At 54.8% G+C, this 21,771-nt stretch carries 18 protein-coding genes; 10 read left to right on the forward strand and 8 right to left on the reverse strand.

Annotation, left to right across the window (positions count from 1 at the left end):
• Nucleotides 1-53: 53 nt before the first annotated feature.
• Nucleotides 54-914 (forward strand): pyridoxal kinase PdxY, encoded by an 861-nt coding sequence (gene pdxY / locus K6K13_RS09030; RefSeq protein WP_222160489.1) that lies wholly within the window; start codon nt 54-56, stop codon nt 912-914.
• Nucleotides 915-953: 39 nt separating this feature from the next.
• Here pdxY and gstA read toward each other — a convergent pair whose 3' ends face one another.
• Nucleotides 954-1,562 (reverse strand): glutathione transferase GstA, encoded by a 609-nt coding sequence (gene gstA, locus K6K13_RS09035; protein ID WP_222160490.1) that lies wholly within the window; start codon nt 1,560-1,562, stop codon nt 954-956.
• Between the two features lie 415 nt (nt 1,563-1,977).
• Between gstA and acnA the strand changes: the two genes are divergently transcribed.
• Nucleotides 1,978-4,650: an aconitate hydratase AcnA gene (acnA, locus tag K6K13_RS09040; protein WP_222160491.1), complete on the forward strand. Its 2,673-nt coding sequence runs from the start codon at nt 1,978-1,980 to the stop codon at nt 4,648-4,650.
• Between the two features lie 88 nt (nt 4,651-4,738).
• Here acnA and ribA read toward each other — a convergent pair whose 3' ends face one another.
• Nucleotides 4,739-5,338: a GTP cyclohydrolase II gene (ribA, locus tag K6K13_RS09045; protein ID WP_195312282.1), complete on the reverse strand. Its 600-nt coding sequence runs from the start codon at nt 5,336-5,338 to the stop codon at nt 4,739-4,741.
• A gap of 307 nt (nt 5,339-5,645) precedes the next feature.
• Between ribA and pgpB the strand changes: the two genes are divergently transcribed.
• From pgpB to yciH, 5 genes are all read left to right on the forward strand, one after another.
• On the forward strand, nt 5,646-6,413 hold the full coding sequence (gene pgpB / locus K6K13_RS09050; protein WP_222160492.1) for a phosphatidylglycerophosphatase B: 768 nt from the start codon (nt 5,646-5,648) through the stop codon (nt 6,411-6,413).
• A 507-nt stretch (nt 6,414-6,920) separates the two neighbouring features.
• Nucleotides 6,921-7,226, forward strand: coding sequence for a LapA family protein (locus K6K13_RS09055; protein ID WP_222160493.1), 306 nt, complete (start codon nt 6,921-6,923; stop codon nt 7,224-7,226).
• A gap of 12 nt (nt 7,227-7,238) precedes the next feature.
• Nucleotides 7,239-8,408, forward strand: coding sequence for a lipopolysaccharide assembly protein LapB (gene lapB / locus K6K13_RS09060; RefSeq protein WP_222160494.1), 1,170 nt, complete (start codon nt 7,239-7,241; stop codon nt 8,406-8,408).
• A gap of 232 nt (nt 8,409-8,640) precedes the next feature.
• Nucleotides 8,641-9,378, forward strand: coding sequence for an orotidine-5'-phosphate decarboxylase (gene pyrF, locus K6K13_RS09065; RefSeq protein WP_222160495.1), 738 nt, complete (start codon nt 8,641-8,643; stop codon nt 9,376-9,378).
• The gene (gene yciH / locus K6K13_RS09070) at nt 9,375-9,701 is read left to right on the forward strand and encodes a stress response translation initiation inhibitor YciH (protein ID WP_222160496.1); all 327 of its coding nucleotides are present in this window, start codon (nt 9,375-9,377) and stop codon (nt 9,699-9,701) included. The genes pyrF and yciH overlap by 4 nt, the downstream gene beginning before the upstream one ends.
• Nucleotides 9,702-9,743: 42 nt before the next feature.
• Here yciH and osmB read toward each other — a convergent pair whose 3' ends face one another.
• Nucleotides 9,744-9,956, reverse strand: a complete 213-nt coding sequence (gene osmB / locus K6K13_RS09075; protein WP_222160497.1) for an osmotically-inducible lipoprotein OsmB — start codon at nt 9,954-9,956, stop codon at nt 9,744-9,746.
• A gap of 328 nt (nt 9,957-10,284) precedes the next feature.
• Between osmB and araD the strand changes: the two genes are divergently transcribed.
• Nucleotides 10,285-10,980 carry an L-ribulose-5-phosphate 4-epimerase gene (araD, locus tag K6K13_RS09080; protein ID WP_222160498.1) on the forward strand — a complete coding sequence of 232 codons (696 nt, stop codon included), beginning with the start codon at nt 10,285-10,287 and terminating at the stop codon, nt 10,978-10,980.
• 2 nt (nt 10,981-10,982) lie between these two features.
• Here araD and yczR read toward each other — a convergent pair whose 3' ends face one another.
• Nucleotides 10,983-12,410, reverse strand: a complete 1,428-nt coding sequence (gene yczR / locus K6K13_RS09085; protein WP_222160499.1) for a MocR-like transcription factor YczR — start codon at nt 12,408-12,410, stop codon at nt 10,983-10,985.
• Nucleotides 12,411-12,550: 140 nt separating this feature from the next.
• Here yczR and yczE point away from each other — a divergent pair, with 140 nt between their 5' ends.
• Nucleotides 12,551-13,162: a membrane protein YczE gene (gene yczE, locus K6K13_RS09090; RefSeq protein WP_222160500.1), complete on the forward strand. Its 612-nt coding sequence runs from the start codon at nt 12,551-12,553 to the stop codon at nt 13,160-13,162.
• Between the two features lie 65 nt (nt 13,163-13,227).
• Here the strand turns inward: yczE and K6K13_RS09095 are convergent, their stop codons facing one another.
• From K6K13_RS09095 to K6K13_RS09105, 3 genes are all read right to left on the reverse strand, one after another.
• Nucleotides 13,228-14,997 carry a carbon starvation CstA family protein gene (locus tag K6K13_RS09095; RefSeq protein ID WP_222160501.1) on the reverse strand — a complete coding sequence of 590 codons (1,770 nt, stop codon included), beginning with the start codon at nt 14,995-14,997 and terminating at the stop codon, nt 13,228-13,230.
• 257 nt (nt 14,998-15,254) lie between these two features.
• Nucleotides 15,255-17,192 (reverse strand): exoribonuclease II, encoded by a 1,938-nt coding sequence (locus tag K6K13_RS09100; protein ID WP_222160502.1) that lies wholly within the window; start codon nt 17,190-17,192, stop codon nt 15,255-15,257.
• A gap of 196 nt (nt 17,193-17,388) precedes the next feature.
• Nucleotides 17,389-19,704, reverse strand: a complete 2,316-nt coding sequence (locus K6K13_RS09105) for an FdhF/YdeP family oxidoreductase (RefSeq protein ID WP_222160503.1) — start codon at nt 19,702-19,704, stop codon at nt 17,389-17,391.
• Between the two features lie 272 nt (nt 19,705-19,976).
• Here K6K13_RS09105 and K6K13_RS09110 point away from each other — a divergent pair, with 272 nt between their 5' ends.
• Nucleotides 19,977-20,882 carry a LysR family transcriptional regulator gene (locus K6K13_RS09110; protein ID WP_222161025.1) on the forward strand — a complete coding sequence of 302 codons (906 nt, stop codon included), beginning with the start codon at nt 19,977-19,979 and terminating at the stop codon, nt 20,880-20,882.
• A 58-nt stretch (nt 20,883-20,940) separates the two neighbouring features.
• Here K6K13_RS09110 and fabI read toward each other — a convergent pair whose 3' ends face one another.
• Nucleotides 20,941-21,729, reverse strand: a complete 789-nt coding sequence (fabI, locus tag K6K13_RS09115; protein ID WP_222160504.1) for an enoyl-ACP reductase FabI — start codon at nt 21,727-21,729, stop codon at nt 20,941-20,943.
• Between the last annotated feature and the right edge of the window lie 42 nt (nt 21,730-21,771).

Below are 21,771 nucleotides of genomic sequence, written 5' to 3' on the forward strand. Positions count from 1 at the left end.
TATTCTTGGTAATACTCCGAAGTCAGTGATAAGCAAGGTCAGGTTGTTGATAAATGAAAAACATTCTTTCTATTCAGTCCCATGTGGTTTTTGGACATGCAGGGAACAGTGCCGCCGAATTTCCGATGCGGCGTATGGGCGCAAACGTTTGGCCGCTTAATACAGTGCAATTCTCCAATCATACGCAGTATGGTCAGTGGACCGGCAGTGTGATGGACGCTAGCCATTTGACCGACATTGTGCAGGGCATTGCCAATATTGACAGACTGGCGCGCTGTGATGCGGTGCTGAGTGGCTATATCGGTTCCCCCGAGCAGGGTGCCAGCATTCTGGATATCGTCCGTCAGGTCAAGGCAGTGAATCCGCAGGCGATCTATTTTTGCGATCCGGTGATGGGCACGCCCGAGAAAGGTTGTTTTGTTGCACCCGGTGTTTCGGGCTTCCATTGTAACCAGTCGCTGCTGGCAGCCGATGTGATTGCGCCGAACCTGCCGGAACTGGAGTTGCTGGCAGGTGTGACGGTGCACAATGTGGATGAGGCCGTTACCGCAGCGCGTCAGCTCTGTGAACGCGGACCGAAAATCGTGTTAGTTAAACACCTCAGCCGCGCAGCGCGCCGTGCTGACAGTTTTGAAATGTTGCTGGTTACGCCTACTGACGCCTGGCATATTCGCCGTCCTCTGGTGGAATTCGAACGTCAGCCTGTTGGTGTCGGGGATTTGACCAGCGGCCTGTTACTGGTGAACCTGCTCAAAGGCGTGGCGTTAGATAAGGCGCTGGAACATACCACGGCAGCGGTATATGAAGTGATGCTGGCAACCAAAGAGATGGACGAGTACGAACTGCAATTGGTGGCGGCACAAGATGGCATTGCCAATCCGCGTCATCATTTTCAGGCGGAACGCCTCGGTTAATGGCGCGTTAGGCGGCACCCTTGGGTGCCGCACTCTCTCTTACCCTTTCAATCGTTCAACCTTCAATGCCGTCAATACCGCTGGGCGTTCTGCAATATGATCGAGATAAGCAGCCAGGGCCGGATAGCGGAACATATCGAGTTTTAACGACTGCGCCCACCGCATCATGGTAAACAGATAGGCATCCGCGACGGAAAAACGATTTCCCACCAGATAGTTTTGTTCACTGAGCACAATATTGATATAGCGGAAACGAACCTGAAGGTATTCCTGTAGCAGTTCCTTATAGGTTTCCGGTGTACCTGGGCGAAAAATGGGGGTAAACGTTTTGTGCAGTTCGGCGGAAATATAGTTAAGCCACTCAACACAGTGATAACGCGCCATGGTGCCTATCGGTGCAATCAGGTTGGATTCGGGCACTTTATCCGCAATGTATTGCGCGATGGCGACGCCTTCCGTGAGCACCGTACCATCGTCCAGTTGAAGTACCGGCACCATCCCCTTCGGGTTGATAGCCGTAAAATCCTTACCGCCAGCCGTTTTTTTCTTTTTAATATCGACGCTTTCTAACGTGAAACCTTGACCGGCCTCGCGTAAAACAATGTGGGGAAAAAGAGAACAACTTCCTGCTGTATAATACAACTTCATGAACAGCTCCTTCTTATCATTAGATTAGGACATGGAGAGCGGAAGACCCTTTCCACAAAAAAATGCGCCAGACCGTGGTGTGTTTCAAACGCCCCAACCACCCTCTATCGTGCCCGAAATCCATTCAACAAGGTGTGCGATCACTCGCAATTAGATTGTGATATAAAAAATTCATATTACTGACAATAACTAAGCGATGTCTTTACGCTTTTGTACTCGCTTTCCCCTGAATTTTTCAAAAAAGCCGATTTGTAACGATGATTGCAGTGATAGCTGAATAACCTCCTTGTTACTAAAACGTTATTTTTTGTTTGTGTTATCTTTAAACAAGACCGCATGAAGCAGCGGGGTATCTCTCTCCTGTGACATGACGGCGCAATAATACAGATAACCTGTCAAGCCATTGGGAGGCAGCATGTCACAGGCGCTACACAATGCTTATCTGGATAGGCTCAGTGTCCGGCAACAGACTTATCACTACTACAGCCTGTCACAGGCTGAGAAATCGTTAGGCTCATTAACAAAATTACCGAAGTCTCTGGCCGTGCTGCTGGAGAATTTGTTGCGTCATCTCGATGGTGAAACGGTGCAACAGGCCGATCTCGACGCCGTATCCGCGTGGTTGGAACACGGCCATTCTGATCGTGAAATCGCCTATCGCCCAGCACGCGTGTTGATGCAAGATTTTACCGGCGTACCTGCCGTGGTGGACCTGGCGGCAATGCGCAATGCGGTGCACCGTCTGGGGGGGGAGGTCAGCAGGGTGAATCCGCTCTCCCCGGTCGATCTTGTGATAGACCACTCGGTGACGGTTGACCATTTTGGTAATCCACAGGCGCTGCTAGAAAACACGCGCCTGGAGATGACGCGTAACCATGAGCGTTACCAGTTTTTACGCTGGGGACAAAAGGCGTTTCGCCATTTCCGCGTCGTGCCGCCGGGCACCGGCATTTGCCATCAGGTCAATCTGGAGTATTTGGCTAACGCCGTGTGGTGTGAAACCGTCGAGGATAAAACTATCGCCTATCCCGACACGCTGGTCGGCACCGATTCACACACCACCATGATCAATGGGTTAGGTGTGCTGGGGTGGGGCGTGGGTGGTATTGAGGCCGAGGCCGCCATGTTAGGACAGCCGGTTTCGATGCTGCTGCCGGATGTGGTGGGTTTCAAACTCAGCGGAAAGCTGGGGGAGGGGATCACGGCAACCGACCTGGTGCTCACCGTGACGCAAATGCTGCGTAAGCACGGCGTTGTCGGGAAATTTGTTGAGTTTTACGGTGACGGGCTGGACAACCTGGCGCTGGCAGACCGGGCAACCATTGCCAATATGGCACCCGAATATGGCGCCACTTGCGGCTTTTTTCCTATCGACGATGTCACCCTGGCATATTTGCGTTTAACCAACCGTAGCGACGAACAGATTGCGCTGGTAGAAGCTTACAGCAAAGCACAAGGACTATGGCGGCATCCGGGGGATGAACCCCGTTTTACCAGTCAGCTGGCGTTGGATATGGGGACGGTGGAAACCAGTTTGGCAGGGCCAAAACGCCCACAGGATCGCGTGGCGTTGGCACAGGTGCCGGCTGCGTTTACCGCCAGCCGTGAACTGGATGTCAGCAGTGGCAGTGCGGCGGTCGACGCGGTTGATGTCACATGGGCGGATGAAAGCTTCTCGTTACGGCAGGGGGCCGTCGTCATTGCGGCGATCACCTCATGCACCAATACCTCCAATCCCAGCGTGTTAATGGCGGCGGGACTATTGGCAAAGCATGCGGTAGAGCGCGGTCTGCGGCGTAAACCGTGGGTGAAGACCTCGCTGGCACCCGGTTCCAAAGTGGTTCCGGATTACTTCGCTAAAGCGGGATTAATGCCTTACCTCGATGCGCTGGGTTTTCAACTGGTAGGGTATGGCTGTACCACCTGTATTGGTAACTCAGGGCCATTGCCGGAGCCCATCGAACACGCGATTAAAACCGCCGACTTAACGGTGGGGGCCGTTCTCTCGGGCAACCGCAACTTTGAGGGACGCATCCATCCACTGGTGAAAACTAACTGGCTGGCCTCGCCGCCGTTGGTGGTAGCCTATGCATTGGCAGGCAATATGACGCTGGATTTGACCCTTGATCCGCTAGGGGTCGGACACAACGGTGAACCGGTATTTTTGAAAGATATCTGGCCCTCAGCGAAGGAAGTTTCCGACGCGGTGCAACATGTCAGCGTTGACCTGTTTCACAAAGAGTACGCTGCGGTTTTTGACGGTACGCCTGAGTGGCAGGCGATAGCCGTAGGGGATAATCCGACTTACGAATGGCCGCAGGATTCTACCTATATTCGCGAAACCCCGTTTTTCACCACCATGGGCAAAGATCCCGATCCGATACAGGATATCCACGAGGCGCGAATTCTTGCTCTGCTGGGGGATTCGGTTACCACCGACCATATCTCTCCTGCGGGCAGCATCAAAAAAGAGAGCCCCGCGGGCCGTTACTTGCTCGAACGCGGGGTCAGCGTGGAGGATTTTAACTCCTACGGTTCACGTAGGGGTAACCATGAGGTGATGATGCGCGGTACGTTCGCCAATGTACGCATCCGCAATGAGATGGCGCCGGGCACGGAAGGGGGGTACACGCGGCATATCCCTTCACAAAACGTCATGGCCATTTACGATGCGGCAATGCGCTACCAGGATGAACAGGTACCGTTGGCGTTGATTGCCGGAAAGGAGTACGGCTCGGGTTCCAGCCGCGACTGGGCGGCAAAAGGGCCGCGGTTGCTCGGGGTCATGGTGGTAATTGCAGAGTCGTTTGAGCGTATTCACCGCTCCAATTTGATTGGCATGGGGATTTTGCCGTTGGAGTTTGCTCCGGGTGTAACGCGTAAAACCTTAGGGCTGACGGGGGAAGAATGCATCTCGGTAGCAGGCCTGCAAGCGTTGACACCGGGTGCGACGGTGGATGTCACCCTCACAGACCGTCAGGGACGGGCGCAGATTATTCAAACGCGATGCCGTATCGATACCCGTAATGAGCTGACCTATTATCAGCACGGCGGGATTTTGCACTACGTCATTCGCAAGATGCTGTGATGGGCAGTGAGCAAAAATATCGGGGCCCGAAGGCCCCGATAACAACGTCAGCGTGTTGCTGATAGCGGTAAATCGTTATAGACACAGATTAACGTGGAGGGAGATCCAACATATGGCCCATTTTGGCCGCTTTCGTTGCCAGATAGCGCTCATTTTTAGGGTTACGTCCCACGACTAACGGCACACGTTCAACAATGTTGATGCCTGCGTCATTGAGGATTTTTACTTTTTGCGGATTGTTGGTTAGCAAGCGGACTTCATTCACGCCCAATAGCTTGAACATATCCGCACACAGCGTGAAATCGCGCTCATCAGCCGCAAACCCGAGTTGATGATTCGCTTCGACGGTATCCGCCCCCAGGTCTTGTAACGCATAGGCACGAATCTTGTTCAACAAGCCGATGTTACGCCCTTCTTGTCGGTGATAGAGCAGCACACCACGCCCCTCTTCAGCAATATGGCCCAATGCGGCTTCCAGTTGGAATCCGCAATCGCAGCGCAGGCTGAACAATGCATCACCGGTTAAACATTCTGAATGGACACGAGCTAAAACAGGCGCTGGACCGGAGATATCACCGAAAACCAGTGCGAGGTGATCGTGTCCTGTGGCTAACTCTTCGAATCCTACCATGAGGAAATCGCCCCAGGGGGTGGGTAATTTTGCTTCGGCCACCCGTTTAAGCTGCATTTTACATCTCCAACACAAAAAGATTGCGCATATCCTACTGCCGGATAACGCAATTAACCAGTAAAAACGCCATTGAGGAGTAAAACCAAGCTAAACCGTGCAGGTGCTCAGCTGTGTTCATCCGGATTGTGCCTCAGCACGATGTTTGTACAGCAGCACAGGTACTGACATAACGATTGAGTAGTTTACGTTCCATTTACGAAGGCGGGGCGATTTCGTGATAAATTTATGAAAAAAATGCGATTTACGCCCACGCTTCAACCGTGTGTTTCTGCGTTTGTGGGCGAAGGATGAAACAGGGGAAGCTATGTACGACATTGCCAAGCGCACTGCCCTCGGTGCGGGAATTTTGCTGATATTGCCGATTGCCGTAGGAGTGAGCGGCTGGCAATGGCAACCCGAAACACAGGGACTTTGGCTGCGTGGACTGTTCTGGGTTACGGAAACGGTGACACGCCCCTGGGGGATAGTGACCAGCGCGTTGTTGGCGCTCTGGTTTCTGTGGTGTTTACGTTTTCGTTTCAAACCGGCGTTGGGCGTGCTGGCAATCATGGCGCTGACGGTGCTGGTTGGTCAGTGCATGAAGTCGTTCATTAAAGAGCGGCTTCAGGAGCCGCGCCCCTTTGTCGTCTGGTTGGAAAAAACGTACCATGTCGACGAACGCTATTTTTATTCTTTGCCGCGTCCTGAACGCGCGCGTCTGGTGGCGCAGCAACTGAGCGCACAAACGCAGATCCCTGAATGGCTGCGCGCCCACTGGCAATTTGAAACCGGTTTTGCTTTTCCTTCGGGGCATACCCTGTTCGCAGCAACCTGGGCGCTGCTAGCGGTAGGGTTGTTGTGGGCGCGGCGGCACTATAAAACCGTGGCGGTATTGATGGTGTGGGCGTCGGGAGTGATGGCCAGTCGTTTAGCCTTGGGCATGCACTGGCCGCAGGATTTGATTGCGGCCACCCTGATGAGCTGGGTGTTAGTGGTGCTGGCGTGTACGCTGGCGCAGCGCTGGTGTGGTCCATTAACGCGATCGCCTCAGGAAAAACAAGGTGATGATAACGTGAAGCAGGAGCACCAGTGACGCCGTTCATGATGTCAGACATTGCGGTTCAGACCCTGAACCCAACTGGTGTTTCAGGTCGATGGACTTTGGTCAGCGATCATCACTTGCGCCGACTGTCCTTGAACGGCCTGATGCGTAAAACCGTCTCTGTGACCAATACACATATCCGTAATCGGAAGTTGGCCTCAGCGGTGCAGAAATCCCCAAGGTGCATTTCGCCGGGGTGTTGAAATTCGTGCAACAGCGGCTGGCTTTTTGGCGTAATGCCAGCGGCCATTTCATGCCTCCGGCGGAAACTCGCCACGCGCTCTTGCCCTATATAAAATTGCTTTTGCCTGAATCGCGTTTTGTCGATCATCGCTTTTTGTAAGCAGATTGAGCAAAAACAGATGGCGCTGCCGCTCTTGCCTGATCCTACCTCCGTTAGCCGTGTCCTTTCTCCGGCTATAATGGATAATTCTATGGGGTTTAGCGCCAACATTTGGCATAATCATCAGGTTAAGACGATATCACAGGAACAAGAACGTGAAATACTTGCTGATCTTCTTATTGGTACTGGCGATATTCATCATTTCCATTACGTTGGGGGCACACAACGAGCAGGTTGTTACCTTCAACTATCTGCTGGCGCAGGGCGAATATCGTGTTTCCACGCTACTTGCGACGCTGTTTGCCGTGGGGTTTGTGCTGGGGTGGGTGATCTGCGGTTTATTCTACCTGCGATTGCGCATCATGCTGGGTCGTGCGCAGCGTAAAATCAAACGTCTGGAACAGCAGCAGTCTGTAACAGAGAGCGAACCATCGCCCTCTGCGCCCTCTGTTTCCCACTAAGGATCCTCCTCTATGTTAGAACTGCTGTTTCTGTTATTGCCGGTGGCCGCCGCATACGGGTGGTACATGGGCCGCAGAAGCGCGCAGCAGGACAAAGATCAGGAAGCCAACCGCTTGTCGCGAGAGTATGTGACAGGTGTAAACTTTTTGCTTTCCAATCAGCAAGATAAAGCGGTAGAGCTGTTCCTTGATATGATCAAGGACGAAAGTAACACCTTTGAAGCGCACCTGACCCTCGGTAACCTGTTCCGCTCTCGCGGTGAGGTCGACCGCGCTATTCGCATTCATCAGGCATTGACGGAAAGCGCGTCGTTATCGTTCGAACAGCGCTTGTTGGCGGTGCAGCAACTGGGGCGTGATTATATGGCCGCCGGGCTGTATGACCGCGCTGAAGAGATCTTCACCCAACTGGTGGATGAAGAAGATTTTCGTCGCAGCGCGCTTCAACAGTTGTTGCAGATTTATCAGGCTACCAGTGAGTGGCAGAAGGCGATCGATATTGCGGAAAAACTGGTCAAACTTGGCCAGCCGCAGTTGAATACGGAAATCGCCCATTTCTACTGCGAACTGGCGCTGCAAGCGATGAGCAGTGACGATCTGGATAAAGCCCTGACGCTACTCAAAAAGGGCGCAGCAACGGACAAAGCGTGCGCACGTGCATCGATCATGATGGGGCGTATTCATATTGCCCAGGAACGCTATGCGCCTGCGGCAGAGGTGCTCCAGCAGGTTCTGGAACAAGATAAAGCCTTTGTCAGTGAAACCTTGCCGATGCTGGAGACCTGTTATCAGCATTTGCCTGCGTCGGAGGCCTGGGAGGATTTTCTCAAACGCTGTGTTGAAGAGAACACCGGCGCCAGCGCCGACCTGATGTTGGCGGATATCCTTGAGCGCAAGGAAGGGGCTGAGGTGGCGCAGGTCTACATCAACCGCCAGTTACAGCGCCACCCGACTATGCGTGTTTTCCATCGCTTGATGGATTTTCACCTGAGTGAAGCCGAAGATGGTCGAGCTAAAGAGAGCTTGCTGGTGCTGCGCGATATGGTGGGAGAACAGATACGCACCAAACCACGCTACAGCTGCCAGAAGTGTGGTTTCACCTCGCAATCCCTCTACTGGCACTGTCCTTCATGCCGCTCATGGGCCAGCATCAAACCGATTCGCGGTCTGGATGGACAATAGCCTGAGGCGTGCAGTGTGCCTAATGCTTATTGTCCATTTTATAAAACGCGATTTAGTTACAACATGCTTTTAATTAAGCACGAATCCGCGATGAACACCGCGCGAAATGCCGCACAGTCCGGCAGGGCCGCTGGGCTTTCGCGGGCGAGAAGGGTAGAATGCGGCGGAAAATTTTTATACGCGGACCAATCTCACTCCACGGATTTAATCGCCAAGCAAAACTGAGGGCCACATGAGCGAACACATCACCCCACCGCATGCCGTTACGTCGCCGATCGTTGTCGCATTGGACTATGCTGACCAGAATCAGGCGTTGGCGTTTGTCGATCGCATCAATCCACAGGATTGTCGGCTGAAAGTGGGCAAAGAGATGTTCACCCTCTTCGGTCCGCAATTTGTTAAGGCATTGCAGCAGCGCGGTTTTGACATTTTTCTCGACCTCAAGTTTCACGATATCCCTAACACAGCTGCGCATGCGGTGGCGGCGGCGGCAGAACTAGGGGTGTGGATGGTCAACGTCCATGCGAGTGGCGGCCGACGGATGATGGAAGCGGCGAAAGCGGCATTGCAGCCCTTTGGAGCCGATGCACCGTTGCTGATTGCTGTTACCGTATTGACCAGCATGGAAGCCGACGATCTGCTGGCGTTAGGCATCACTGCGACACCGGCGCAGCAAGCGGAGCGCCTTGCGGTGCTGACCCGTGATTGTGGATTGGATGGTGTGGTGTGTTCAGCCCAGGAAGCGCAGCGCCTGAAACAGGTTTGTGGTAGCGCATTTCAGCTGGTCACGCCGGGTATTCGTCCAGCGGGCAGTGCCAGTGGCGATCAGCGTCGCATTATGACGCCGGAACAGGCGCAGGCGGCCGGCGTTGATTATATGGTCATTGGGCGTCCGATCACCCAATCTGCCGATCCGGCGCACACGCTGGCGCAGATTCGGCGTTCGTTATTGGCGGGAGGGCAGGCATGAGTGACAGTAACAGCCGGTTGGTCTATTCCACCGACACCGGACGCATCAAGGAAGAACCCGCTCCGGTGGCCCGTACCAAAGGTGACGGCGTAGTGCGCATTCAACGACAAACCAGTGGGCGCAAAGGAAAAGGGGTGTGTATTATCACGGGTCTCGATATGGATGATGCTGCGCTTACTGCGTTGGGTGCAGAGCTGAAAAAGAAATGCGGCTGTGGTGGCGCAGTCAAAGAGGGCACCATTGAGATTCAGGGCGATAAGCGCGATCTGTTAAAACAGCTATTAGAAGCGAAGGGGTTGAAGGTCAAGCTGGCGGGCGGTTAATACAGAATCTGACAGCAGGGCGGCCCCTGCTGTCACTCGCTATTAGTCGACCTGATGACCAATAATGCCGCCAATGGCTGCACCACCCAGTGTGCCCAGCGTGCCGCCACCGGTCAGGATTGCCCCACCAACCGCGCCAGCCCCAGCGCCAATGGCGGTATTACGATCGCGTTTGGACATGTTGGAACAGCCGCTGAGCGTCATGACTACTGCAACGGCAAGGGCAGTAACGACGAAACCTTTTTTTACAACCATGGTGATCTCCTGATGTTTTCGCCCGCGACGCGGGAAAATATCGCATTACACGATATTTGCACTATTTAATCTGACCTTGTCGGCCATCTCTCTCTTTCTCTCAGTATAATCGTCGGAAGTGCTCTGGGCAGGTGGAAAAATCCTAATTGCTTCATGCGAGTGTGTCGTAAATGACCGTAGTGTCATCACGCTGTGCGTGGTGATAAATGACTTCCCTGTCATAAAGGGTAATGCGTAGCAGAACGTAGCAGGGTTTTTAGCCAGTTAGCCCATAGGTGCGGCTCCTCGACTCCCCGACAATATCCTATCGGATTAAAGGGGGCGAACGATGTTAGAAGAACTTAAGCAGCAGGTGCTGGAGGCGAATTTGGCGCTGCCAGCGCATCACCTGGTGACGTTTACCTGGGGAAATGTCAGTGCAGTCGATCGTCAGCAGGGAGTGATGGTGATTAAACCGTCGGGTGTGGCTTACCCGGTGATGACCGCTGAAGATATGGTGGTGGTGGAGCTGGCAACCGGGCGGGTAGTTGAAGGCAGCAAGAAGCCATCATCGGATTCAGACACTCATCGCGTACTCTATCTGGCGTTTGATCAAATTGGTGGCATTGTGCATACGCATTCACGTCATGCGACAATTTGGGCGCAGGCGGGTAAAGATTTACCGGCCTTTGGTACCACCCATGCTGATTACTTTTACGGCGCAATCCCTTGCACTCGTCTGATGACCGACGCAGAGATCGACGGCCGCTATGAGTGGGAAACGGGGAATGTGATTGTAGAGACCTTTCATCAACGCCAGCTTTCCCCCTTGGATATCCCCGCCGTGCTCGTCAACGCGCACGGCCCCTTCGCCTGGGGAAAAGACGCCGACAGTGCGGTGCACAACGCGGTGGTGCTGGAAGAAATTGCCTATATGGGCATCTTTACCCGCCAGTTGACACCGGACGTTGGCCCGATGCAGCAGCAACTGCTGGATAAACACTACCTGCGTAAGCACGGTAAAAACGCCTATTACGGACAATAACCTTAAATCAGCCCACCGCGTGGATAACTGACTCGGTGGGCTGCAATGCGATCCCACACTGGCCTGATGCGTGTCAACGCATCTTCAATTTGACTGACTGGCAGCGTAAAAGGGACGCGCAAAAAGCGTTCAAAAGCCCCTTCAATCCCAAAACGCGGCCCTGCGCCAATTCGTATCCCCAAGGTTTCTGCATTGGCTGCCAACATGGTGGAGACCGGCTGTGGCAGTTCTGCCCACCAACAGAGGCCACCACTGGGCGTATTCAACTGCCACTCAGGAAACTGGCGCGCGATAGCAGCCCCGGTTTGGTCCCGCTGCTGGCGCAAACCGGCGCGGCGTGCAGGCAAGATCTGTTCTGCATCCTGCAACAACTCTGCACAGGCGAGCTGTTCCAATAGCGGAGAGCCTAAATCCATGGTATCGCGCATCTGTATTAGTGCGGCGATGGTGCGAGCGCTGGCACGAATCCAGCCGAGTCGCAGCCCACCCCAAAAGCTTTTGCCCGCCGAACCCAGCATGATGACGTGTCCGCTGTCATCAAAGGCGGCGAGCGGCGGTGGCGGCGGTACGTCGTACCACAGTTCAGACATGGTTTCATCCACCACCATCGGCGTGCGCGTACGTGCTGCGATCTCCGCCACACTCTGGCGCGTAGCGCTGTCCATGCAGCGACCGGTGGGGTTATGAAAATCGGCGATCAGGTAAGCGAGCCGCGGCGCTGCCTGAGCAATTGTGATGGCAAGACCATCGGTATCCCATCCCTGATCGGGCAGTGCCACGGGAATCGGGCGACAGGCCGCGCCTTTTATCGCACCAATCGCGTGAGGATAGGTCGGGTGTTCAATAATCACGCGGTCTCCAGGACCGGTAAACAGCCGCAGCAGCAGGGTAAAACCGCTGACCGCGCCGTTCACCACCATGATTTGATCCGCGGTGGTGGGCAGACCACGATCGTTGTAGCGTTGCGCAATCGCGGTGCGCAGTCGTGGCAGTCCAGCGGCGTCGTAGCCGCTGTGTTCGAGATACTCTGGCAACTGAGACAGGGCGCGGGTATAGGCCTGATGGATTTCCGGACCTGCGGGCAGGGCGGCGCAGGAGAGATCGACCGCAGGCAACGGCAAACGGGCTATATCAGGCTCAGTGCGCGCAATGGGCAGTGTTGTGAGAGAGCCAGAACCTTGGCGGCTGGCAAGATAACCCTCGCTGCGCAGTTCGGCCAAGGCACCCGTTACCGTGGTACGGCTGATGTGCAGTATTTCTGCCACGTCGCGCTCGCCCGGAAGACGGGTATCCAGCGGCAAACGTCCATCCAGGATCAGCAACCGCAAGCCATCTGCCAACTGGCGATAAGCAGGAGTGCGTGATTCGGGTTGCTGCCAGTTACCGAGCAGACGCTGTAATGAGGCCGAGCCGATTCGCCGTGCAGCCATGGTAAACTCCCAGACGGATTAAAAAGCCACTTTCGATAAACTGGACCTTAAAATAAAGTCCATTTTTCGTCAATGTAGCACAACTTCCTTGATGACGTCATACTGTTGGTGACGAAGGGTTTATGGTGGGGTGAAGTACTATGGCGTATCGGCTTGGGTTACTGTATGTGGGATTAGCGCTGTACGGCATGGCAATCGCCATGATGATCCGGGGAAATTTAGGGGTGGACCCGTGGGACGTGTTTCACCTCGGGTTAGCGCAGCATTTGCCACTGAGTGTGGGGACTATCATCATCCTGATGGGCGCGTTGCTGCTGCTGCTGTGGATCCCGCTGCGCCAGCGACCGGGATTGGGGACCATCAGTAACGTTATCGTGATTGGGCTGGCAACCAACGTGGGATTGGATTTACTGCCAGAAATAGAACACCTCGGAGCACGCACGGCGCTGTTGGTAGGGGGCGTCATCACCAATGGGCTAGCCACGGGCATGTATATCGGTGCCGGTTTTGGCCCTGGTCCTCGCGATGGCTTGATGACCGGCATCGTGGCACGCACCGGATGGCAAATTCGCTATGTGCGAACCGGCATCGAACTGACGGTGCTGGTGGTGGGGTGGATACTCGGCGGCACGGTCGGCGTGGGTACGGTAGTGTATGCCTTTGCGATTGGCCCGCTGATCCAACTGTTTTTACCCTATTTTGTCGGGCAGTCGCGCGAACGCACCCTGCAACCGAAGGCCTCATCCTCGTAGCATAATGGAAAAAAATGCCCGTCATTGCTGACGGGCATGGGCACACAGCACCGCTAATGAGGCGATTAACGGTGCGTAGTTTCTTCACGTAAGATAACAGCCACTTCTTTTGCCGTCGGCGTCTCGCTTGCCAGCGCACGACGAATCACGAAAAAGGCAGAAATGAGCATGGTGACCGCGACCAGCATAAAGAATCCGCACAGTGCGGCGTTGATCTGGTTGCTGAACACAATGGTTTCCATATCTTTGATGGTCTTGGCCGGAGCGATTAACGTACCTTGCTCAATGCCCAGCGAGAAGCGTTTAGCCTGAGCCAGAAAACCGATGCTGGCCTTTTCATGGAAAATTTTCTGCCAACCTGCGGTCATCGAGGTGATAAACAGCCAGATGGTCGGCAAGATGGTCACCCAGGCGTAGCGTTGTTTCTTCATTTTGAACAGCACAACGGTGCCAAGAATCAGTGCCATGGACGCCAGCATCTGGTTCCCGATACCAAACAGCGGCCACAAGGTGTTAATTCCGCCAAGGGGATCGATAACGCCCTGATAGACAAAGAAGCCCCAACCGGCCACTGCTACTGTGGTGCCCGCCATGTTGCCCAGCCAGGAGTGGCTCTTGCCCATGCCAGGAACCGCGAGACCAACCAGATCCTGCACCATGAAGCGACAGGCGCGGGTACCGGCATCGACGGCAGTCAAAATGAACAGCGCTTCAAACAGGATGGCGAAGTGATACCAGAATGCCATCATGGCCCGGCTGTTAAAGATTTCGGTGATGATATGCGCCATACCCACCGCGAAGGTCGGTGCCCCCCCGGCGCGTGACAGAATAGAGGCTTCGCCCACGTCTTTGGCAATCTCACTCAGGGCTTCCGGTGTGATCATAAAGCCCCAGCCGTTGATCACCTGCGAGGCTTGTTCAACGGTGGTACCGATCAGTGCTGACGGGGAGTTCATGGCGAAATAGACGCCCGGATCGATAACCGAAGCACAAATTAGCGCCATGATCGCCACAAACGATTCCATCAGCATCGCGCCATAGCCAATCATGCGAATGTGGCTTTCACGTTCAATCAGCTTAGGCGTAGTACCGCTGGAGACCAACGCGTGGAACCCAGAGATGTCGCCGCCGTACACAATGGCCATCATCATCAACACAAAACCGATCAGTGAGACTTCAGCAATTTTTCCGGGGCGCAGAAAGCGCATGTAAACACCCATAAACAGCGCAATCGGGATCGTTGCTGCAATGGTGAACACCCCCCAGGGGCTGTGAGCCAGCGCTTTGACCACCACCAGTGCCAGTGCGGAAAGAATGATGATCATCACACCCAGCGCGCCCAGCATGGTGACCACGCCTGCAAAAGTGCCCAGCTCTTGTTTTGCCATCTCCCCGAGCGAACGGCCATCGCGGCGCGTCGAGATAAACAGAACCAGAAAATCCTGTACCGCACCGGCGAACATTACCCCAACCAAAATCCAGATGGTGCCCGGCAGAAAACCCATCTGCGCGGCGAGAATCGGGCCAACCAACGGGCCTGCCCCGGCGATAGCGGCAAAGTGGTGACCAAACAGCACCCACTTGTTGGTAGGAACATAATCTAACCCGTCATTGTGACGTTCAGCCGGCGTGACACGGCGGTCATCCAGTTCAAACACTTTTTTAGCAATAAACAGACTGTAAAAGCGGTAGGCAATGCTGTAGCAGGATACGGCGGCAATGACCAACCACACGGCATTAACGTGCTCTCCGCGGCTTAAGGCCAGCATAGCGAAGGCGATAGCCCCCGCTAATGCGACCAACAGCCAGATCACTATGCTCTTGACATTATTCATGACAACGGCTCCTTCGTTACCCAACTAATGGGGCGAGAGTTTTGCTGGCTTTTAGGGCATAACGCCATAGCGAACGGCGCAGCCCTTAAAAACATATTGTATTTCAGCGTGATGCGCGGCAGGTGCAGATGAGAAAATGTGAGCAAGAGTGAATTTTTGTAAATTAAATTCAGTTTTAGCTACTGACGATGTGCGAAGAGAGAGCCTGATGCGGGAAAAACGGTGTCGCCAACCCAGAGGGTGGCGACACCAGAGGATTATGCTGCGGGTTTGGCAATGATACTACGCGTTTCCATGCGCACGTCGGTCAATACTACGTCCAGCGTATCGCTTTGGCGGTAGACTACTTCACCTTTGACGGAGACCGTGCCGGTTTCCTGGCTGCTGACTAATTCATCGCGCACGGCGTGAATAAACGAAGCCGGGATAAACGCAACGGCACCGTTGTCCAGCAAACGCACGCGCAGACCTCCGCGCGTCACATCGATGATCTCGGCACGGAAACGGGCAGTGGTACCGGCTTTCGGTTTCAGGAAACGGGCATACAGCCAGTCACCGACGTCACGCTCTGCCATCCGGTTCAAACGGCGGCGTTCCGCCATGTGTTGCGTGATGTCATCTTGCGGTTTCTCTGCTGGCTGCTGGCAAATAATCGCTTTCAACAGGCGATGGTTGATCATGTCACCGAACTTACGAATGGGCGAGGTCCAGGTGGCATACGCATCCAGCCCCAGACCGAAATGGGGACCCGGCGTGGTAGAGACTTCAGCGAAGGTTTGGAAGCGGCGAATGCGGCTGTCTAAGAATGACGTCGGTAACGCATCAAGCTCACGGCGCAGTTTGCAAAAGCCGTCTAGCGTTAACAGCGCGGCAGCATCCGCTTCAATGCCGTTGTTGCTTAACACCGTCACGGCCTGATCGACCTGTGTCGGTTCGAAGCCGTTATGCACGTTGTAAATGCCAAAGCCCAGCTTCTCTTTAAGCATGCGCGCAGCGCAGATATTGGCGGTGATCATGGTTTCTTCGACGATGCGATTGGCGATACGGCGCTGCTCAACCACGATATCCAACACATCGCCCTGCTCGCCGAGCAGGAAACGGTAATCGGGACGGTCTTTAAATACCAGCGCATGGGTGGCGCGCCAGGTGCTACGGGCCAGACCGATGCGGTGCAACAAACGGATTTGTTCGGCAACGGCATCGTTCTCCGGCTGCCATTCACCCTGCTGCTCCAGCCAGTCTGAAACGTTGTCGTAAACCAGCTTGGCCTTGGATTCTACCCAGGCGGCAAAGAACTGCACATCATCACCCAGCGTACCGTCAGCCGCGACGGTGACGCGGCACACCACTGCCGGGCGGCGCGCTAGCGCGCGCAGGGAGCAGAGATCGTCGGAAAGCACGCGCGGCAGCATCGGAATATTGAATCCCGGCAGATAGTTGGTAAACGCGCGTTGACGCGCCAGCGTATCCAGCGTACTGCCCGCTTCCACATAGGCAGTCGGATCGGCAATGGCGATAGTGAGTTCCAAGGTGCCGTCGCCGTTGTCTTTGGCATACAGCGCATCGTCCATGTCTTCGGTGCTGGCGCTGTCGATGGTAACAAAGGTCAATGCGGTCAAATCTTCGCGCGTCAGATTGCTATCATTGAGCGTCAATTCGCTGTCCATTTCTGGCGCGGTACGCTCAAGATTGTGACGTGACAACGTCACCCACCACGGCGCCAGCGGATCGTCGCCAGTGGTGATGTATTGTGTTAATTCAGCATGAAAACTGCGATCGCCTTTGAGAGGATGACGGCGCATTTCCGCCACCGCCCAATCACCATCCTGAAAGGTGTGATTTACGTCGCGCCCGGTACGGCAGGGAATCGCCTCTTTCAACAACGGATGATCGGGCAGGACGGCAAAGCGGTCATCCTTTTTCTGCACCCGGCCAACAAAGCGCGTCAAAAAAGGTTCAATCAGAGATTCCGGTTCTGCTATTTCGCGATCTTTGTCGGTGTGCAGCGTCGCAACGATACGATCGCCATGCATCACCTTCTTCATCTGCGGCGGTGGAATAAAGTAGCTTTTTTGTGCGTCGACTTCTAAAAAGCCGAACCCTTTATCAGTGCCTTTCACCACGCCTTCAGCACGCGGAGTTTGGGAGTGAAGTTGCTGTTTTAGCTGGGCAAGCAGCGGATTATCTTGAAACATAATGAGTAAAAGAGATGTCCAGATGCGGTTATTAACGACACTAATCAATGGCAGACAGTTTTACGCGAAACCCGTGCTGGCGGCAAGCGTGATGTATATCAATAAGAGCAATCTTCGCGTTTTAAGAGTAACCGCAATGCAGCGCGTAACGGGAGCAGAACACAGGCGTCCCGGCCAGTGCCGAGACGCCTGTGTATCAGGCGATACGTCGCTCAGTATCTGTATTGCGTTGACTGCGGGTTATGGCCACCGGTACGGATTTTGAGGTCGGCGTAAAGGTTTCATCACCTACGCTTGAGAGCGGCACCAACGGATTGGTTTCCGGATAGTAGGCGGCCAGATTACCGCGAGGAATGTTATAGCTGACCAGACGAAATCCACTTACCTTGCGTGTGATGCCATCGTGCCACAGTGTCTCGATATCCACGTTGTCACCGTCAGCCAACCCCAATGCGGCGATATCCTGCGGATTGATAAACAGCACCTCGCGTTGTCCATAAACGCCGCGATAGCGGTCATCAAGGCCATAAATGGTGGTGTTGTACTGATCGTGCGAGCGCAGGGTTTGCAGGGTAAAAGGAGCCTGCTGACAGCCAAGCTGCGGGAACAGGGTTTTCGGCAGTTCGGCGACACCGAAGTTGGCCTTCTGGTTCGGCGTATTGAAACGTAGTTCAGCCGCCGCATTGCCCAGATAGAATCCACCGGGTTGTTCGCAACGGAGGTTGAAATCGTTGAAGCCGGGCAAGGTGGCGGCAATATGATCGCGGATCAGAGAATAATCTCCCGCAAGTGCCAGCCAATCCACCGGTTGGTTGCCCAGCGTCGCATTGGCAATGCCAGCCACGATAGCGGTCTCAGAGCGCTGCTGCTCAGACAGGGGATAGCCCACACCTTCCGAGGCGTGCACCATGCTGAATGAGTCCTCGACGGTCACAAACTGTGGGCCGCTGGCTTGAATGTCACGCTCGGTGCGTCCCAGCGTCGGCAGGATCAGCGCGTCTTGCTTACCTGTGATCAGGTGGCTGCGGTTAAGTTTGGTACTGATGTGTACCGTGAGCTGACAGCGCTGCAATGCGGCTTCGGCGCGAGGCGAGTCCGGCGCGGCGGCGGCAAGGTTACCGCCCAACGCGATCAACACGCGAACCTCGTCGCGCAGCATGGCTTCCAGCGCTTCCACGGTGTTATGGCCGGGGTGTTGGGGAGGGGTGAAACCAAAGTGCGCACCAAGGCTGTCAAGAAACGCTCGACTCGGTTTCTCATCAATGCCCATGGTGCGATTACCCTGCACGTTGCTGTGTCCGCGCACCGGGCATAGCCCAGCGCCCGGTTTGCCTAACTGACCAAACAACAGTTGCAGATTGGCGATCTCTCGCACCGTGGCAACGGAGTGTTTATGCTGTGTGACACCCATGGCCCAGGTACAAATGACGCGCGGCGAGCGTTGATAGATATCGGCCACGGCGCGTAATTGTGCTTCGCGTAAACCCGATTGCTGTTCAATCTCGGCCCACGTGGTGGCATCGACCACTGCCAGATACGCCTCAACGTTGGCCGTGTGGCTGGCGATAAACGCACGGTCAAACAGTCCCGGTTGCTGCTGTGCCAGACGCAGGCGATCTGTTTCAAGCAGGGCTTTGACCATGCCGCGCACTGCGGCCATATCGCCGCCGAGATGGGGTTGCAGGTAGGTTTCGCTGATGGTGCCAGATAGCGGTGTCAGCAGTTCCAGCGGGTTTTGCGGGTTGGCAAAGCGTTCCAGACCGCGTTCGCGCAGCGTATTGAATGACACGATGTGTGCGCCGCGATCGGCGGCATGGCGCAGGCTGTGGAGCATCCGCGGATGGTTGGTGCCGGGATTTTGTCCAAAGACGAAAATGGCATCGGCATGTTCAAAATCTTCAAGGCGAATGGTGCCTTTGCCGACACCGATGCTTTGCTTTAAACCGGTGCCGCTGGCTTCGTGACACATATTGGAACAGTCGGGGAAGTTATTGGTGCCAAACAGGCGACCAAACAGCTGATACAGGTAAGAGGCCTCATTACTGGCCCGTCCCGAGGTGTACAGCTCCAACTGATTGGGGTGCTCCAGGGCGTGGAGATGCCGGGCGATCAGCGCAAAAGCGTCCTGCCACGCAATCGGGACATAGCGAGCGCTGGCGCGATCATAGCGCATCGGATGGGTCAACCGTCCCTGATACTCGAGAAAATAGTCGCTCTGCTGGCGCAGTCGGCTCACGCTGTGGGCGGCAAAGAACGCCGGATCGATGGCTTTGCGCGTGGCCTCCCAGCTCACTGCTTTGGCCCCGTTTTCGCAAAAACTGAAGGTGCTGCTGTTATCGTCACCCCAGGCGCAGCCGGGACAGTCAAAGCCTTTCGATTTATTGACGCGGAGCAAGTTTCGGATATTTTTCAGCGCTTGCTTGCTGTCGAGCACAAAGCGGGTTGTGGCTTCTAAAGAGCCCCAACCACCTGCTGCGCTCTGGTATGGCTTGATGGCGGGTTTAAATTTCATGGTGGTGTCCGCAGGTGTTAAATGTTTGTGTTATGTAAATTTTATATTAAATATTTGCGATGTGTGGTCAGTCTAAGAGTGAGGGCGTCGGTCGTCTAATCGACTGTGACTATGGCGCGATTAGTCAGGGTTATTGAATTTATGTACTTGGTACATTTCGTATTTTATAACCCCTTATTGGTGAATGACTTGCGGTACACGGAGAAATTGGTTTCACTGTCACTTCAATGGGACGTTCCCCTTAATGTTCACGCCAGACAGGAAGCGATATCATCGACATCAAACAGCTTATTTACCTGTGCAATCTTGAGAAAGAACGTCATTTTGGCCGTGCGGCGGAGGCCAGTTTCGTCAGCCAGCCCACGCTCTCAATGCGGCTAAAAAACCTGGAGCGCGAGCTCGATTTGGCGCTGATCAATCGCGGGAACAATTTTGAAGGATTCACGGCAGAGGGTGAGCGCGTTTTGGCCTGGGCGCGAGAAATCGTGTCGATTTATCAGGGATTGAAGCTGGAAGTGGCGTCGCTCAAGCGTGGCGTGAGCGGCGTATTGCGCATTGGTGCGGTGCCGCAATCGGGAATGGTGCTGCCGCAACTGCTGGCTGCCGCCCATGAGATCTACCCGCAGCTCGACTATCAGGTCTCCTTGTTCAGTGCCGATCAGCTTCTTGAGGCGTTGAATGCCCATGCGGTGGATATCGGTCTGGGTTTTTTCGAGCTTGCCACGCTCAAAGAGCTGGCTTTTCAGGCGGCTCCCGTGCAACGCCGTGAGATTTCTCTGGTGTACCACCCGCAGTCATTCCCGCAGATGGTCGGAGAGACGCCGCTGGCATTATCGGATTTGGCGGATATACCGCTGTGTCTGGCTGAGCCCAGCCGCTATTTTCGGCGTTATCTTGATGGACACTTTCGCGAGTCGGGCGTGACGCCGAGGGTGAAGGTGGAAAGTGCCTCGGTGATGCAATTGATGCAAAGCGTATTTTTAGGATTGGGTTGCGCCGTTGTGCCTCAGGGAAGCCTGTTGCCGGAAATGATACCCGCACTGCGTTTTCGCCCACTCACGTTGCCACCGATGCAGCGTCAGGCGGCGCTGGTTGTGGCTCCGGTTGGCAAGGTTACTGCCCTGGCGCAAAATTTCTTTGTTTTCGCGCAGACGTGGCTGGCAGCACACGCGGATTGAGTTGAGACGAAAAAAAAACCACCGGATACCGGTGGTTTTTGCTAATAGCGGTTGGAAATCAATCCAGTTCCAGCTCATTCATGGCGGCGATGTTGAAGCCGCCATCCACGTGCAGGACTTCACCGGAGATACCCGCAGCCAGATTCGAGCACAAGAACGCAGCCGTGTTGCCCACGTCTTCAATCGTGACCACACGGCGGATAGGCGTAACGGCCTCGCAGTGGGAGAGCATTTCTTTGAAGTTCTTGATGCCAGACGCTGCGAGCGTGCGAATGGGGCCTGCGGAAATGGCGTTAACGCGCACACCTTGTGCGCCCATGGCGTTCGCCATGTAGCGAACGTTCGCTTCCAGAGAGGCTTTGGCCAGGCCCATCACGTTGTAGTTCGGGATAGCGCGCTCGGCACCCAGATAGGAGAGCGTGACCAGCGCAGAGTTCGGGTTCAGCATGGCGCGGCAGGCTTTTGCCATCGCCACAAAGCTGTAGGAACTGATATCGTGTGCAACGCTGAACCCTTCACGGGTCACGGCGTCGACGTAATCACCATCCAATTGATCGCCCGGAGCGAACGCGATGGAGTGGACAAAACCGTCAAAGGTCGGCCATACGTTAGCCAGTTCGGCAAACAGCGCTTCAATGCTGGCATCTTCCGCAACGTCGCACGGCAGTACGATGCTGGAACCCAGCTCTTGTGCGAAGCCTTCAACACGCGATTTCAGCTTATCGTTCTGGTACGTAAACGCCAGTTCAGCGCCTTCGCGTTGCATCGCCTGTGCGATACCGAATGCAATTGAGCGGTTACTGGCAACACCCGTTACCAAAATGCGCTTACCGGTTAGAAAACCCATAGCAGTAATCCTTGTGATTATAGTTGCTGCGAACGTCTGCAC

It is taken from the genome of Symbiopectobacterium purcellii (genome assembly GCF_019797845.1).
GTDB classification, from domain to species: domain Bacteria; phylum Pseudomonadota; class Gammaproteobacteria; order Enterobacterales; family Enterobacteriaceae; genus Symbiopectobacterium; species Symbiopectobacterium purcellii.

Excerpts from the sequence above, each read along its gene's own strand:
- pdxY (WP_222160489.1), top strand. The coding sequence starts at position 54 with ATGAAAAACATTCTTTCTATTCAGTCCCATGTGGTTTTTGGACATGCA.
- gstA (WP_222160490.1), bottom strand. The coding sequence starts at position 1,562 with ATGAAGTTGTATTATACAGCAGGAAGTTGTTCTCTTTTTCCCCACATT.
- acnA (WP_222160491.1), top strand. The coding sequence starts at position 1,978 with ATGTCACAGGCGCTACACAATGCTTATCTGGATAGGCTCAGTGTCCGG.
- ribA (WP_195312282.1), bottom strand. The coding sequence starts at position 5,338 with ATGCAGCTTAAACGGGTGGCCGAAGCAAAATTACCCACCCCCTGGGGC.
- pgpB (WP_222160492.1), top strand. The coding sequence starts at position 5,646 with ATGTACGACATTGCCAAGCGCACTGCCCTCGGTGCGGGAATTTTGCTG.
- lapB (WP_222160494.1), top strand. The coding sequence starts at position 7,239 with ATGTTAGAACTGCTGTTTCTGTTATTGCCGGTGGCCGCCGCATACGGG.
- pyrF (WP_222160495.1), top strand. The coding sequence starts at position 8,641 with ATGAGCGAACACATCACCCCACCGCATGCCGTTACGTCGCCGATCGTT.
- yciH (WP_222160496.1), top strand. The coding sequence starts at position 9,375 with ATGAGTGACAGTAACAGCCGGTTGGTCTATTCCACCGACACCGGACGC.
- osmB (WP_222160497.1), bottom strand. The coding sequence starts at position 9,956 with ATGGTTGTAAAAAAAGGTTTCGTCGTTACTGCCCTTGCCGTTGCAGTA.
- araD (WP_222160498.1), top strand. The coding sequence starts at position 10,285 with ATGTTAGAAGAACTTAAGCAGCAGGTGCTGGAGGCGAATTTGGCGCTG.
- yczR (WP_222160499.1), bottom strand. The coding sequence starts at position 12,410 with ATGGCTGCACGGCGAATCGGCTCGGCCTCATTACAGCGTCTGCTCGGT.
- yczE (WP_222160500.1), top strand. The coding sequence starts at position 12,551 with ATGGCGTATCGGCTTGGGTTACTGTATGTGGGATTAGCGCTGTACGGC.
- K6K13_RS09095 (WP_222160501.1), bottom strand. The coding sequence starts at position 14,997 with ATGAATAATGTCAAGAGCATAGTGATCTGGCTGTTGGTCGCATTAGCG.
- K6K13_RS09100 (WP_222160502.1), bottom strand. The coding sequence starts at position 17,192 with ATGTTTCAAGATAATCCGCTGCTTGCCCAGCTAAAACAGCAACTTCAC.
- K6K13_RS09105 (WP_222160503.1), bottom strand. The coding sequence starts at position 19,704 with ATGAAATTTAAACCCGCCATCAAGCCATACCAGAGCGCAGCAGGTGGT.
- fabI (WP_222160504.1), bottom strand. The coding sequence starts at position 21,729 with ATGGGTTTTCTAACCGGTAAGCGCATTTTGGTAACGGGTGTTGCCAGT.